A 15,092-nucleotide genomic window follows, 5' to 3' on the forward strand; every position below is an offset into this window, starting at 1 on the left:
CCTCGGGCGGAACCATGTGCTTGCGGGCGTGCGCAACGAGCGGGCGCCGACATCTCGCGGGCCCAAGGCATCGGGCCGTTAAGGTGATTCGGGAGTGACCATCAGTCCGCGTTGTCCCTGGTGTGGTACCAGACGTCCTCGATGAACGGTTCGTTGCCCGCACGGACCACCACCACGCTGTCGGCGAACCGGGTCCCGTCCTCCAATGTGATATCCACCGTGGCCCAGGATCCGTTCCAGGAACCCAGGGTGAACTCCGCGGGCTGGTAGCGCTGTTCGATATTCGCGGTCAGATTGCTGGTGGCGGTGGAGTAATTGGTCCACGCCAGCACCCCGAAGACCAGGGCCGCGGCCAGGCACAGGGCCCCGGTGAGCATTTCGGTGCGGATCGAGGATCGTGACTTGTAGGTCTGATAGCCCTCAGTGAGCCGGGCGAATCGACGCCTGCGGAACAGCGCGTGGATGATCAAGGGAATGGCGAACACCAGCAGTATGCCTCCAACACCCAAGTGCATCATCGGGGTCATGAAATCTACTACCGCATAATTTTGTGCCTCCATGGGTTTAATCTATCCCGGTGAGGCCGGCATGTGAAGACTTTTAGCCAATGTAAGACCGGTCTGGGAAGCCAGCGACCCGGGTGGGGCACGTCAGTGCCCCACCCGGGTCGAATCCGGTTTTCCCGGTGGCCTATGCGGTGGCGTACCCGTCGGCTACCACCAGGGCTTGCTCCAGACGGTCCAGCGCCTCGATGAGCACTTCATCCGGGATGTTCATCGCCGGAACGACATGCAACCGGTTGAAGTTCGCGAAAGGCAGCAAGCCGGCGGCCTTGGCCGCGGCCACCACCTCGTTCATCTCCGGGGAACTGCCCCCGTAGGCCGCCAGCGGCTCACGGGTTTCGCGGTTCTTCACCAGCTCGATGGCCCAGAAGACCCCGGCGCCGCGCACCTCTCCCACCGATCGGTGGTCGGCAGCAAACTGGCGCAACCGTGGGCCGATGATCTCGTCCCCCAGCCGTTTGGCGTTGGCCACCAGACCCTCGTCCTGCATCGCGTTGATCGTGGCGACCGCCGCCGCGCAGGCCAGCGGGTGTCCCGAGTACGTCAGGCCTCCAGGGTAGGCCCGTTCGCGGAAGGTTTCGAAGATGGCATTGCTGATGGCCACCCCGCCCAGCGGGACGTAGCCGGAGTTCACCCCCTTGGCGAAGGTGATCAGGTCCGGGGTGATGCCCCACCGGTTGATCGCGAACCATTCGCCAGCCCTGCCGAATCCGGCCATGACCTCGTCGGCGATGTACACGATGCCGTACTTGCGGGTCAGCTCGCGCACACCTTCCATGTACCCTGCCGGCGGGAGGTAGATCCCAGCGGTGCCCGGAATGGATTCCAGGATCAACGCGGCGATCGTCGCGGGACCTTCCAGGATGATGGTGTCTTCCAGGTGCTTCAGCGCCCGTTCGGTCTCCTCGGCCTCGGTGGTCGAATTGAAGTAGGAACGGTACGGGTAGGCCGGGAAGAAATGCACGATCCCGTCGGTGGCCTTATCCGACGCGAAACGCCGCGGATCCCCGGTGATATTCACCGCCAGGTGGGTCCCGCCATGGTAGGAGCGGTAAGCCGAAAGGACCTTGTGCCTGCCGGTGTGCAGCCGGGCCATGCGCACCGCATGTTCCACCGCGTCGGCACCACCGTTGGTGAAGAAGACCTTGTCCAGGTCCCCTGGGGTGCGTTCGGCAATCAGCCGGGCGGCTTCCGAACGGGCGTCATTGACATGCTGCGGGGCGATGGTGGCCAGTTTGCCGGCCTGCTCCTGGATGGCGGCAACCACCTTCGGGTGCTGGTGGCCGATATTCGTGTTGACCAGCTGGCTGGAGATGTCAATGAGCTTGCGCCCCTCGCCGTCCCAGACATGGGAGCCCTCGGCCCGCAGGATGGTCATCGGGTTGAACGGGCCCTGGGCCTGCCATGAATGGAAGACATGGGCCTTGTCCAGTTCGTGCGCCCGCTTCCCGGCGGCGATCTCCTCCGCGGAAATCACCGAAGTCAATTGTTCGGTCATGAATTCTTTCCTTATCTCAAAAAACCGGTGCCGTGAGGGGCGAACTAGTCGTTCTGCGGGAAGCCGAGGTTGATGCCGCCGTGGCTGGGGTCCAGCCAGCGCTTGGTCACCACCTTGTTGCGGGTGAAGAACTTGAACCCTTCAGGCCCGTAGGCGTGCTGGTCGCCGAACAGCGAGGCCTTCCAGCCGCCGAAGGAGTGGTATCCCACCGGAACCGGGATCGGCACGTTCACCCCGACCATGCCCACCTGGATTTCGTTCTCGAAGCGGCGGGCGGCCCCACCGTCGTTGGTGAAGATCGCGGTGCCGTTGCCGTACTTCGAGGCGTTGATCAGGTCGATGCCCTCGTTGAAGGACTCGACACGGACCACGGAGAGCACCGGGCCGAAAATCTCGTCCGTGTAGATCGACATATCGGTTGTCACCTTGTCGAACAGGGTCGGGTGCAGGAAGAAGCCCTCGCCGTCGGCGTCCACCGAGCCACCACGACCATCGACCACCACCTCGGCCCCGGCCGCGATGCCCGCGTCAATGTATCCGGCCACCTTGTCGCGGTGCTCGCCGGTGATCAACGGGCCCATGTCGCAACCGCGGGTACCGTCACCCACGCGCAGCTTCCTGGACCGCTCGGCGATCTTGGCCACCAGCTCATCGGCGATGTTTTCCAGGGCGACCACCACCGAGATCGCCATGCAGCGCTCGCCGGCGGCACCGAAGCCCGCATTGATGGCCATGTCGGCGGCCAGGTCCAGGTCGGCGTCGGGCAACACCAGCATGTGGTTCTTCGCGCCGCCGAACGCCTGGACACGCTTGCCGTTGGCGGTGCCGGTGGAGTAGACGTACTGGGCGATCGGGGTGGAGCCGACGAAGGACACCGAGGAGACGCGCTCGTCATTCAGCAGGGTGTCCACCGATTCCTTGTCACCATGCACCACGTTCAGCACGCCCTCGGGCAGCCCTGCTTCGGCAAACAGCTCGGCGAGCCAGTTGGCGGCGGTGGGATCCTTCTCCGAGGGCTTGAGTACCACGGCGTTACCGGAGGCGATGGCCACCGGGAAGAACCACAGCGGAACCATGGCAGGGAAGTTGAAGGGTGAGATGATGGCGGACACTCCGACCGGCTGGCGCTGGGACTGCACATCCACCCCGGTGGAGGCGTTTTCCGAGTACTCGCCCTTGAGCAGGTAGGGGGCGTTGCAGGCCAGCTCGACAACTTCCAGGCCGCGGGCGACCTCGCCCAGGGCGTCGTCCAGCACCTTGCCGTGCTCGGCGGTGATGATGGCCGCCAACTCGCCCTTGCGCTCGGCCAGCAGCTGGCGGAAGTTGAACATGATGGCGGTACGACGGGTCAACGAGGTGTCGCGCCACTTCGGGAACGCTGCCGCTGCCGCGGCGATCGCCGCCTCGGTGGTGGCCTTGGAAGCCAGGGCGACGTGGCGGGCGACCTCACCGGTGGCCGGGTTGTAGACCTTGCCGGTGCGGGTATCGCCCTCGGCGGTGAACGGGGCGTTGTTGATCCAGTGCTGCAGGGTTTCGGTCATCGTGGTGGTCATCGAAACGGTCCTTTCGTGGGGCAGGTTGATGCTCTTGGAATCATCATGGGCCATAAGTATGACCGACCACACAAACACTGTGTCATGATTTATGTACTAGCTTTGACGATATGTAAAGGTCGATGATGGCTGATTTGACGATGGGGCATGTGCTGGAGTTGGGAATCGTCCAGGCCGCGGACCCCTTGGTACTCTGTGGCGACACCGCGATGGATGTCCCGGTGCGGTGGGTTCATGTCACCGAATCCACCGAGAACGCCGGGTTGCTTGAAGGCCGTGAACTCGTGCTGACCACCCTGCGCAATGTCGAGCCCAACCCGCGGCGCCTGCGCGAGTTCCTGGAGGGGTTGCGCGCCGCCGGGGCTGCGGGCGTGCTGATCGAGCACTACAGCGGGGACCGGCGGGCTTCCCATGTACTCTTCATCCAGGCCACCGGGGGGCTGGAGCTACCGGTGATCTGGCTGCGCCGCCAGGTGCGTTTCGTGCAGATCACCGAGGTGATCCACAAACTGCTGGTGGCCGAACAACTGCGCGTGGTCGAGTTCTCCCGTACCGTGCACGAGATCTACACCGAATTGTCGTTGAGCGAAGCCGACGAGCACACCATTGTCGAAAGGACCGCGCAGCTACTGCATGCCCCGGTAGTGCTGGAGGATGTGCGCCACCGCGTGCTGGCCCACGCCGGGGCGGGGCAGGGGGCCGAATCCGTGCTGGAGCATTGGGTCGGCCGTTCGCGGTTCGTGGGGTATGCCGAGTCCACCGGACGCAGCCATGGCGCCGAGGACTGGTTGCAGACGCCGGTCGGGGCCGTCAAGAGCCGCTGGGGCAGGCTGGTGGTCCCGGCCGTGCTGGAAGACGAATCCAGCGCCGCACTGGTGCTCGAACGTGCCGGACAAACCCTGACGATCTCCCGCTTGTCCGGACGGGACCAACGCGAACTGCTCTACCAGGCCAGGACTTCGCTGTTACACGAACTGCTCCAGCACCACTCGCTGACGGACAAGGAAGTCCAGGTCCGGTCCGAGGCCCTGGGGTTGGATACCGCTATCCACTACGTCCCGGTGGCGGTCGGACTGATGTTGCCGCAGGGGCAAAGCCCAACGAGCATGCAGCTGAGGGAACGTGAGGTGCTGGAAGTGGTGGACCAGGTGGCCGAGACCATGCGCCTGGGTGTACTCTCCGGGTCCCTGCGTTCGGGCATCCTGGCGGTGATCCTGCCGGTGGCAGCCCGGGAACTGGTGGATGGGACGCTGCAGCGATTCGCCCGGCAACTGGGTGAGAGCCTGAGCAGGCCGGTGGCCGTGGGGGTGGGCACCGGGGCGTCGCTGATCGCCGAGTGCGCCCGCAACCTGGAGGAAGCGGCCCAGGTGGCGGAGATCGTGCCGAACCTGCCCACCCGCGCCCGTCCCTATTACCGCTTTGCCGACCTGCGTTTGCGGGGGGTACTGGCCGCCATGGGAACCGATGGGCGGATGCGTGGTTTCGCCCATACCGAATTGGCCGGGCTGCTCTCGCCCCCGGACCCGGAGGGCCTGGAATTGCTGGAACTGTACCTGAGCCATGGCGGCAACAAGTCGGCGTTGGCCAAGGCCGGCTACCTCTCGCGTCCCACGCTCTACGCCAGGCTCGCGAAGCTGGAGGAAAAACTCGGCCTGTCCCTGGAAACTGCAGAGTCAAGGGCCAGTTTGCAGGTGGCCTTGATGTGGTACCGGCTGCACGGCTAGTAGAGGAGTGTCGAGGGACGCACCGAAGGATCACGGTTCGTTTTTTCAGCTCTTCTCACGCAGTTTTCATTTCCCCAGTCATAAATGGCCTCTGTGAGTACTCCGAGTCTTTGTCCATCTCGCCTGAGCCCTCAGGTTTCAGCGAGCCTATCCATAAGTTACGTGACTCATCCGAGTCCGTTCGAAAGTCGTTCTTGTTCCAAGCGTTCTTCCTCATCATTGTCGCTTTCGACATACCAGTTTGGCTCGTCTCCGTGCTCGTCGGCCCATTGCTGAGTCTCCATTGCCGAATCAGATGTCATAAGCAGCACCTCTGGGTGCCGATGAGCAGACTCTCCATTCGAGGATCCCCTGGGCCTGTCGGTGCCCGCCCCTCAGCAAATCCTTCACCTTTGCGGTGTAACCGTAAGCGGAATACTCCTGATGTACCGCTTCCAAAGATTACTTCTGGTTGCTGAAGCTCGTCGCCAGATCCGTTGACTAATCGTGCCACGATTCCTTCGACTTTGGTTGCGCTGACTTCGGTCACGTCTGCCCACGACGGGTCGAGTGATCCAGGTGACTTATCAATTACCTGCACTTCGACGCTGATGGGGCCATACATTGTGGCGACGTTGACGGAAAGAAACCCTTCATCGTCAATCGTTACCAGACCCCCGACTGTCGTCGCTACTTCTTGAGAAGCAGCGACACCCTCGAAATACAGACGTTGATATTCAATGTTTCCTATGTAGCTCACTGGCTCACTGCTTTCCTGTCATTTGACCTTGATCAGCTGCACTTCCTGGGTACGACGCATCCAAGAAAAGATACAGGAACTTCGATCGTTCAAGGAGGAACACCAAAGCAAAGCAAAACCAAACGATGACGATGCAGCTACGTTAGGAGTCGCCGTACAGCTGCCGGCGGTCCTCCTGATCCCCGGTGGACCATTCGGCGATCCACGGTCCGGTGCCTTCCGAGACATCCCGGATCCCGGCTTCAAGCCAGCGGAAATCCCCGTTCAGCAGCTGTTTGGCCACTTGTTCATCGGTCTGCGTGGTGTTGTCCCAGAGCCGTTCGAAATGTTCCTCGCAGCGTTCGGTGGCCTGTTCGCAGAAGGCCTCGGCCAATACCAGCGCCGAGGCGTGCTCGGGGGAACCGTTCATTTCCAGGGCATGGGTCTTGGTGATGACCGCGGACATGGCGAAGAGCTCGGCACCGATATCCACGATGTGCCCCAGGAAGACCTGTTGGCGTTCCATACCGGCCTGCCAGCGCGCCATGCCGGCGAAGGATTGGCGGGCGATGCGGCGCGAGGCCCGCTCCACGAAGCGCAGGTGCCTGGCCAGCGGACCATGCCCCGAATAGGCGTTGGGCAGGTTGCCCGAGCCCAGGGCCAGCTGCGGCAACCACTTGGCGTAGAACCCGGAGGCACCCCACGCGGCCTTGGCCTTTTCCTCCATGGTCGAATCGGCCTTGGCCAAATCGCCGGCGGCCTGCAGGTGGGCATCCACTGCCTCGCGGGCGATCAGCAGGTGCATGATCTCGGTGGAGCCTTCGAAGATCCGGTTGATGCGCAGATCACGGAGCAGCTGTTCCACCGGTACGGCACGCTCGCCGCGGGCTGCCTGGGAGGCGGCGGTCTCGTAGCCGCGCCCACCACGGATCTGCAGCAGTTCGTCGGCGATCGTGCACGAGACCTCGGAACTGTAGAGCTTGGCCAGCGCGGCCTCGATCCGCACGTCCTTCATGCCGGCATCCGCCAGCGAGGCGCTGAGCTCGAACACCGCTTCCAGTGCATAGGTGCTGGAGGCGATATAGGACAGCTTGGAGGCGATGGCCTGGTGCTTGCCGACTGGGTGCCCCCACTGCACACGGGCGGCCGACCATTCGCGGGCGATCTTGGTGGCCCACTTGCCGGCTCCTGCACACATGGCCGGAATGGACAGCCTTCCGGTGTTCAGGGTGCTCAGTGCGATCTTCAGCCCGCTACCCTCCTTGCCCAGGCGGTTGGCGGTCGGGACCCGTACCTGGCGGAAGCGGGTGACCCCGTTTTCGATCCCGCGCAGCCCCATGAAGGCGTTGCGGTTTTCCACCGTAACGCCCTCGGTGTCGGCCTCGACGATAAATGCGGTGATCCCGCCCTTACCTGCAGGGGCATCACCGTGGGCCTCGTGGGGTTCAACGGCGGCCATCACCACCAGCAATTCGGCGACCACCCCGTTGGTGGTCCACAGTTTGGCCCCATCAATGACATAGTGTTCCCCGTCATCGCCCAGCCTGGCGGTGGTGCCCAACCTGGCCGGATCCGATCCGACATCGTTTTCGGTGAGCAGGAAGGCGCTGATGGCCCCGGCCGCACACCGCGGAAGGTAGGCCTGCTTCTGTTCCTCGGTGCCGAAGCTCTTAACCGGCTCGGGAACGCCAATGGACTGGTGCGCCGAGAGCAGCGCCCCGATGGCAGGGGATACCGAACCGATGCGCATCAAGGCCCGGCCGTAGTCCAGCAGGCTCAGTTCCAACCCGCCGTACTTGCGGGGGATCTTCATCCCGAAGGCACCGATCTCGCGGAGCGCGGCCACGGTCTCGTCCGGGATACGGCCCTCGGTCTCGATGCGGGTGGCGTCGATGGAATCAACGACATCGTCGAGCACTTGCAGGAACTGCTCGCCACGCGCCGCGGCTTCCGGGTCGGGTTGCGGGAAGGGATCGATAAGGGAGAAATCCACATCCCCCATATACAGGCCCTTGGCGAAGCTGGGGCGCTGCCACTCCTGGTCCCTGGACTGCTCGGCGACTTCACGGGCTCGCGCCGCATCGACATGGTGGGTTGACGTACCGGCTTGATGGTTCATGGCAGATCCTTTGCACCAGTGCACTGTCTGCCGGCGACCAGCAGACTTGCCGTACCGTTGGGGGTGTCCCCAGCCTAGCGCCGAAAGTGACTGACCGGTAGGGGTGCCCGGCAGAGACGACCGATGGTGCAAACCGTCCGGGTAACCGGGCTGCATCGATCCGTTGCCCCGCGCTGTTTGCTGGACAACGGTTCGATGCCGGATTCCGGGTTAGATCTTGTTCGCCGCCTCGCCGAGTACCGAACGCAGGATCGATTCGATCTCATCGAATTCTGGTTGCCCAATCGTGATCGGGGGAGCCAGCTGGATCACCGGGTCGCCGCGGTCATCGGCACGGCAGTACAGTCCCGCCTCCCACAGGGCGGGGGAGAGGTATTGGCGCAGTAGCCGTTCGGATTCCTCATCGTTGAAGGTTTCCTTGGTGGATTTGTCCTTGACCAACTCGATGCCGTAGAAGTACCCGGCACCGCGCACATCCCCGACGATGTCCAGATCCTTGAGCTTCTCCAGGGTTTCCTTGAACTTGTCGGCATTCTCCCTGACGTTCTCGTTCAGGCCCTCGCGTTCGAAGATATCCAGGTTGGCCATGGCCACAGCCGCCGCGACCGGGTGCCCGCCGAAAGTGTACCCGTGGTAGAAGGTGTTCTGCTCCTTGGCGAACGGTTCGAAAAGCCGGTCGGAAACCACCATGGCGCCCAGCGGGACGTAGCCGCTGGTGATGGCCTTAGCTGTGGTGATGATATCCGGGACGTAGTTGAAGTCGTTGCAGGCGAACATCGAGCCGATGCGACCGAAGGCGCAGATGGTCTCATCCGAGACCAGCAGTACGTCGTTCTCGTCGCAGATTTCCCGTACCCGTTCGAAGTAGCCCGGCGGCGGCGGGAAGCATCCGCCCGAGTTCTGCACCGGTTCCAGGAACACCGCGGCCACCGAATCGGCTCCCTCGAATTCGATGGCTTCACGGATCCGTTCGGCAGCCCACAGGCCGAAGTCCTTTTCGTTGTCGGCAAACATCTCCGGCGCGCGGTAGAAGTTCGTGTTCGGCACCCGGAATGTCCCCGGGACCAACGGCTCGAAAGGGGTCTTCATATCGGGAAGGGAGGTGATGGCCAAGGCCCCCTGCGGGGTGCCATGGTAGGCCAGCGCACGGGAGATCACCTTGGTTTTTCCCGGCTTGCCCTTCATCTTGAAATGCTGTTTGGCCAGTTTGAAGGCCGACTCGACCGCTTCTCCGCCGCCGGTGGTGAAGAAGACCCGGTTCAGATCCCCGGGTGCGTAGCCTGCCAACCGTTCGGCCAAGTCGATGGCCGGTTCATGGGCATATGACCACAGCGGCATGAACGCCAGTTGCTCTGCCTGCTTGGCCATGACCTCGGCCAGTTCCGTTCGCCCGTGCCCGGCATTGACAACGAACAATCCCGACAGTCCGTCGAAGTATTCCCTGCCCCGGTCATCATAGATATGGTGCCCCTCACCGCGGGAGATGATGGGGACTTTTCCTCCGGCAGCCAGTGAGGAATGCCGTGCCATATGCATCCAAAGGTGGTCGCGTGCAGCTTGTTGGCGGTCCGTACCGCGTGGAGTGCTACTCATCGTGTTCCCCAGTTGTATTCCTGTTTTTTCAGTGAGAGGTACATGAAGGTCGTGGTGCTTTGCACACCTTCGATACCCCGGATCTTGGTGACGACCCTCAGCAGGTCCTCGTCGTTCGCGCAGATGACCTCGGCCAGGATGTCACTGGGCCCGGCGGTCACGACGCAGTAGTCGACCTCGGGCAGAGCCGCGATCCGATCGGCGGTCGCGTTGATGTCCTGGGCGGCCACGATGCCGATCATGGCCTGGCGCGTGAAACCCAACTGCAGCGGATCGGTGACGGCCACGATTTGCATGGTCCGGTTCTCCACGAGCTTCTGCACCCGTTGCCGGACTGCGGCCTCGCTGAGCCCCACTGCCTTGCCGATCGCCGCGTAGGATCGGCGGCCATCCTCCTGGAGCTGTTCAATGATCTGTTTGGAAATCGCGTCAATCGCGTTCCCGGGCCCACCATTGTGCGGTACCGTCATATCCCATCGACCTCCCCGGTCACCACCGATGCGCCCGACACCGCCTTGGTGTGCGGCAAATCGAGCATACGACCGACCATACAGCCACGGAAACGGTTGTGGAAGTGCCTGACTGAAAAAGATTTCGTTGAGAAGCTTCGCAATTGATGGTGGATTCTTGGGTGCAACTCTTGTTTCACGCTGTGTTTGCTGGAATGATGAGCGACACAATCAGCATGTGGCCCAGGCCATATACCTCATATTGGAACCTTGCTGGCAAAGGAAACCTCATGTCTCACTCGCAAAGACGACGTCCAGAAGATCCGCAGATCCGCGCATTGGCCCAGATGATTGCCTCCCGGTCGATGTCCCGCCGTTCGGTATTGGGGGCGGCCGGTGCCCTGGGGGTGACGGGGTTGCTGGCCGCCTGCGGTACCAGCGGCACCTCCGGGGGCGGGGGCACTTCCGCAGCCCCGGTGGATGTCACGGATCTGTCCGAGTCGGAGAAGATCGTGAACTGGGCCAACTGGACCCTGTATCTGGATTACGACGATGGGACCAAGAAGTATCCGACCCTGGAGCAGTTCAAGGAACTGACGGGCATCAGCACCAACTACTCCGAGGACATCGACGGCAACGACACCTACTACGGCAAGGTCCAGGCGCAATTAAACGCGGGCCAGGACATCGGCCAGGACATCGTGACCCTCACCGACTGGATGGCTGCCCGGATCATCCGCCAGGGATTCACCCAGGAGCTGGACCACGCCAATATCCCTAACATCTCCAACCTGCTGCCTAATCTGCAGGAGGTCGACTTCGACCCCGGACGCCATCACTCGTTGACCTGGCAGTCGGGCTATGCCGGCATCGCCTGGAACAAGTCGCGCTTCCCCAAGGGCCTGAAATCGGTCTCCGACCTGTGGCAGCCGGAGCTGAAGGGGCGGATCACGGTCTTGGATGAAATGCGTGACACCATGGGCCTGCTGCTGTTGGACGCCGGGGTGGACATCTCCGGCCAATGGGGCGAATCGGAATTCGGTGCCGGTCTGGATGTGCTGCGTGAGAACATCGCCAGCGGACAGATCCGCCAGGTCAAGGGCAACTCCTACAAGGAGGACTTCATTTCCGGGGATGCCATTGCCGGGATCGTATGGTCCGGGGACATCGTGCAGATGAACTTCGAAAATGACGACCAATGGGAATTCGTCATTCCCGAAGGCGGTGGAACGCTGTGGAGCGACAACATGCTGGTCCCGGTCGCCTCGCCGCACAAGGCCAACGCCGAACGGCTCATGGACTTCTACTACCAGCCGGAAGTCGCCGCCCAGGTCGCCGCCTATGTGAACTTCATATCCCCGGTGGTCGGGGCCCGAGAGGCCATGGAAGCCATTGACCCCGAACTCGTGGATAACCCGTTGATCTTCCCGACGGACGATGACCTGGAACATGCCTATGCGTTCAGGTCCCTGGACGCGGACGAGGAAACCTCGTTCACCTCGGAATTCCAGCAAAGCATCGGAGCCTGAGAAGACAGGGGTGGAATAGTCATGACCCGCAAACAGGCGGTGGCCAACCAGCACAGGCAGTTGTCCTTGGCGTTGACAGAGGCCCGGCTCAGCCGTCGCGGAGTCCTGTCCGGTGCAGCAGGCCTCGCACTGGCCGGACTGCTTGCTTCCTGCGGCACCGGTGGGACCGGCGACACCGGTTCCACCGGTTCGGGTCTTTCCCCGGCCGAGGATATCTCGGCGACGGACAAACGGCTGGGTTGGGCCAACTGGACCCTGTACCTGGACTACGACGACCAGGCCAAGAACTATCCCACGCTGGAAAAGTTCATGGAACGCTCCGGCATCGATGTGCGCTATGCCGAGGACATCGACTCGAACGATTCCTACTACGGGAAGATCCAAGGTCAGCTTTCGGCGGGCCAGGATATCGGCCAGGACCTGGTCACCCTGACCGACTGGATGAGCGAAAGGCTCATCCGGCGCGGCTACGTGCAGGAACTGGACCACGCCAATATCCCGAACATCACCAACCTGCTGCCTGAACTGAAGGACGTACGGTTCGATCCGGGCCGGAGGCACTCGCTGACCTGGCAGTCAGGGTATACCGGACTGGCGTGGAACAAGAAGGCCTTCCCGAAAGGCCTGCGCAATGTCGAGGACCTGTGGGATCCGCAGTTGAAGGGCCGGATCACCGTGCTGGATGAAATGCGTGACACCATGCCGATGCTGATGCTGGATCAGGGGGTGGACATCGCCGGGGACTGGGGGCAAGACGAATACGCCGCGGCCTTGGAGGTGCTCGAACGCAATATCAGCAACGGCCAGATCCGCCAGGTCAAGGGCAATTCGTACAAGCAGGACTTCGTCACTGGTGATGCACTGGCCGGCATCGTGTACTCGGGGGATATCACCCAGCTGAATTTCGAGGAAGGGGACCAGTGGGAGTTCACCTTGCCCGAAAGGCGCGGATTGATTTGGTCCGATAACTTCCTGGTTCCCATCGGTGCCAGGCACAAGGCCAATGCTGAAGAGCTGATGAACTTCTACTACGATCCCGAGGTGGCCGCGGAGGTGGCCGCCTACGTGAACTACCTGTGTCCGGTGGTGGGGGCCCAGGAGGCAATGGAGAAGATCGACCCGGAGCTGGTCGACGATCCGCTGATCTTCCCGGACGCGGAGTTCCTGGAAAAAGCCACCACTGAACGTGAACTGTCGGTGGACGAGGAAACCGACCTGCAAAACCAATTCCAAGCCGTTATCGGGGTATAGGCCAGATGGATACAGAAACACAGACCACTCGACGTCGGGCCCGCGGTTCATCCGAGGGCGCGGACCTTGAACTGACCGGTATCTGCAAACGCTTCGCGGAATTCATCGCCGTGGACCAACTGGACCTGGTGGTTCCCTCGGGCAAGTTCTTCGCCCTGCTGGGGCCCTCTGGATGCGGCAAGTCGACCACCTTGCGGATGATCGCCGGGCTTGAGGCCCCCAGCGAAGGCAGTATTTCCATTGGTGGCCAGGACGTGACCGAGCTACCCAGCCACAAACGTCCGGTCAATACCGTATTCCAGTCCTATGCGTTGTTTCCGCATATGAGCGTCCTGGAAAATGTCGCCTTCGGGCTTAAGCGCAAGAAGGACCGCGAGGCGATGCCCAAGGCCAAGGCGGCCCTGGAAATGGTCGAACTGGGACATCTGGCCACGCGCAAACCCGCCCAGCTCTCCGGCGGGCAGCAGCAACGCGTCGCACTGGCCAGGGCGCTGGTGAACCGGCCGCAGGTATTGCTGCTGGACGAGCCGCTCGGTGCCCTGGACATGAAACTGCGCCGTCAGATGCAGTTGGAATTGAAAACCATACAGACCGAGGTCGGCCTGACCTTCATCCACGTCACCCACGACCAGGAGGAGGCGATGACCATGGCCGATGTGGTCGCGGTGATGAACGAAGGACGCATCGAGCAGTTGGGGCCGCCGCGAGAATTGTACGAGCTGCCCCGCACCGCCTTCGTGGCGAATTTCCTGGGAAAATCAAACCTGATGCGCGGCACCGTCAGCGGCCAGGAGGACCAGCTGCTCAGCGTGGATGTCGCAGGTAACAGGATCCTGCTTCCGGCGGCCAGGGCGGTGGCCACCGAAGGGGAGATCATGGTGGGGATCCGCCCGGAGAAACTGCAGATCTCGGCAACCGAGGACACAACCGCCGGAATGAACCGGCTGGACGGCATTGTCAAGGACGCCTCCTTTACCGGGACCACCACCGAATACCTGATCGAGGTCGAGGGTATCGGCTTGATCGGCACCTTCGCGCAGAATCGCGGCCAGCAGCCCGGCGAGATGGGGCAACGGGTCTTCCTGTCCTGGGATCCGGTCCACACCTTCGGGCTACGGGGCAGTGAAAGCGAATTGGCCGGGGTGGAAGAGGCATGAGTTCCCGGGTTCTTGGCAGACGGGGGAAAAAACTGGATCTGCGTAGCGCGGAGGAATTACGGGCCGAACGCCGGAAGGGGCGCACCGGACAGTATCTGGTGCTTCCCGGGATGATCGGCCTGGCGCTGTTCTTCGCACTGCCCGTCCTGGTGCTGCTGGCGATGTCCCTCTACACCAAACCGCCGGGTGCCGAGATCGGCGAGTTCGTCCCTGCCCTGCAATTCAGCAACTATGCGGTGATGCTCGAGGCCTATTGGCCGGTGCTGTTGCGCTCCTTTTGGTTTGCGCTGATCGCCACGGTGCTGGCATTGCTCATCGGATACCCGATGGCCTACCTGGTGGCGGTCCGCTTGCGGCAACACGGACTGCTTAAGGGGATCCTGCTGGTCCTGCTCATCGCCCCGTTCTTCTCCAGCTTCATCCTGCGGACCCAGGCGTGGAAACAGATCCTGTCCGATGAGGGGTTTATCGCCCAGACATTGAAGGCGGTGTCCCTGCTGCCTGCCGATGGCCACCTGACCGCGACACCTATCGCGGTGGTTGCCGGTCTGACCTACAATTTCCTGCCCTTCATGGTGTTGCCGATCTACGCCAATCTGGATCGGCTCGACACCCGCTTGCTGGAGGCCTCCGGAGATCTGTACGCCAACCCCGTGACCACGTTCACCAAGGTCACCCTGCCCTTGTCCGCCTCGGGGGTTTTCGCCGGAACACTGCTGACCTTCATTCCCGCGGCCGGTGACTATATCAATGCCTCGTTGCTGGGCAACAACCGCAACACCACCATGATCGGGCAGGTCATCGACTCACGATTCTTCCGGGTCATCGACTACCCGGGAGCCGCGGCACTGAGCTTCGTGCTGATGGTCTCGATCCTGATTCTGGTGATCATCTATATTCGGCGCTTCGGCACCAGGGAATTGATGTAGGAGCTGACG

Annotated in this window: 12 protein-coding genes; 5 read left to right on the forward strand and 7 right to left on the reverse strand. The window is 62.4% G+C overall.

What is annotated here, in order from left to right:
* Window positions 1-101 precede the first annotated feature (101 nt).
* The 3 genes from OK351_RS00085 to OK351_RS00095 form a co-directional block, all read right to left on the reverse strand.
* Window positions 102-560 carry a hypothetical protein gene (locus tag OK351_RS00085; RefSeq protein WP_265155282.1) on the reverse strand — a complete coding sequence of 153 codons (459 nt, stop codon included), beginning with the start codon at window positions 558-560 and terminating at the stop codon, window positions 102-104.
* A 130-nt stretch (window positions 561-690) separates the two neighbouring features.
* The gene (locus OK351_RS00090) at window positions 691-2,061 is read right to left on the reverse strand and encodes an aspartate aminotransferase family protein (RefSeq protein ID WP_265155284.1); all 1,371 of its coding nucleotides are present in this window, start codon (window positions 2,059-2,061) and stop codon (window positions 691-693) included.
* Between the two features lie 44 nt (window positions 2,062-2,105).
* On the reverse strand, window positions 2,106-3,614 hold the full coding sequence (locus OK351_RS00095) for a CoA-acylating methylmalonate-semialdehyde dehydrogenase (RefSeq protein ID WP_265155285.1): 1,509 nt from the start codon (window positions 3,612-3,614) through the stop codon (window positions 2,106-2,108).
* 125 nt (window positions 3,615-3,739) lie between these two features.
* Between OK351_RS00095 and OK351_RS00100 the strand changes: the two genes are divergently transcribed.
* Window positions 3,740-5,338 (forward strand): PucR family transcriptional regulator, encoded by a 1,599-nt coding sequence (locus OK351_RS00100; RefSeq protein WP_265155287.1) that lies wholly within the window; start codon window positions 3,740-3,742, stop codon window positions 5,336-5,338.
* A 298-nt stretch (window positions 5,339-5,636) separates the two neighbouring features.
* Here OK351_RS00100 and OK351_RS00105 read toward each other — a convergent pair whose 3' ends face one another.
* The 4 genes from OK351_RS00105 to OK351_RS00120 all read right to left on the reverse strand — a co-directional run bounded on the left by OK351_RS00105 (window position 5,637) and on the right by OK351_RS00120 (window position 10,238).
* Window positions 5,637-6,077: a hypothetical protein gene (locus tag OK351_RS00105; protein WP_265155288.1), complete on the reverse strand. Its 441-nt coding sequence runs from the start codon at window positions 6,075-6,077 to the stop codon at window positions 5,637-5,639.
* A gap of 142 nt (window positions 6,078-6,219) precedes the next feature.
* The gene (locus tag OK351_RS00110) at window positions 6,220-8,175 is read right to left on the reverse strand and encodes an acyl-CoA dehydrogenase family protein (protein WP_265155289.1); all 1,956 of its coding nucleotides are present in this window, start codon (window positions 8,173-8,175) and stop codon (window positions 6,220-6,222) included.
* Window positions 8,176-8,385: 210 nt separating this feature from the next.
* Window positions 8,386-9,768 (reverse strand): aspartate aminotransferase family protein, encoded by a 1,383-nt coding sequence (locus tag OK351_RS00115; protein WP_265155290.1) that lies wholly within the window; start codon window positions 9,766-9,768, stop codon window positions 8,386-8,388.
* The gene (locus tag OK351_RS00120) at window positions 9,765-10,238 is read right to left on the reverse strand and encodes an Lrp/AsnC family transcriptional regulator (protein ID WP_265155291.1); all 474 of its coding nucleotides are present in this window, start codon (window positions 10,236-10,238) and stop codon (window positions 9,765-9,767) included. Before OK351_RS00120 ends, OK351_RS00115 begins: the two co-directional genes overlap by 4 nt.
* A gap of 269 nt (window positions 10,239-10,507) precedes the next feature.
* Here OK351_RS00120 and OK351_RS00125 point away from each other — a divergent pair, with 269 nt between their 5' ends.
* Genes OK351_RS00125 through OK351_RS00140 form a run of 4 tightly spaced genes read left to right on the forward strand, consistent with a single transcriptional unit; the run spans window position 10,508 to window position 15,083 of the window.
* Window positions 10,508-11,746, forward strand: coding sequence for an ABC transporter substrate-binding protein (locus OK351_RS00125; RefSeq protein ID WP_265155292.1), 1,239 nt, complete (start codon window positions 10,508-10,510; stop codon window positions 11,744-11,746).
* Window positions 11,747-11,767: 21 nt separating this feature from the next.
* Entirely contained in the window at window positions 11,768-12,997 is a 1,230-nt protein-coding gene (locus OK351_RS00130) for an ABC transporter substrate-binding protein (protein ID WP_265155293.1), read from the forward strand.
* Window positions 12,998-13,002: 5 nt separating this feature from the next.
* Complete coding sequence (locus OK351_RS00135; protein WP_265155294.1) at window positions 13,003-14,154, forward strand: ABC transporter ATP-binding protein; 1,152 nt, start codon at window positions 13,003-13,005, stop codon at window positions 14,152-14,154.
* Window positions 14,151-15,083: an ABC transporter permease gene (locus OK351_RS00140; protein WP_265155295.1), complete on the forward strand. Its 933-nt coding sequence runs from the start codon at window positions 14,151-14,153 to the stop codon at window positions 15,081-15,083. Before OK351_RS00135 ends, OK351_RS00140 begins: the two co-directional genes overlap by 4 nt.
* Window positions 15,084-15,092: the final 9 nt, after the last annotated feature.

Source organism: Glutamicibacter sp. MNS18, assembly GCF_026107515.2.
Classification (GTDB): Bacteria; Actinomycetota; Actinomycetes; order Actinomycetales; family Micrococcaceae; genus Glutamicibacter.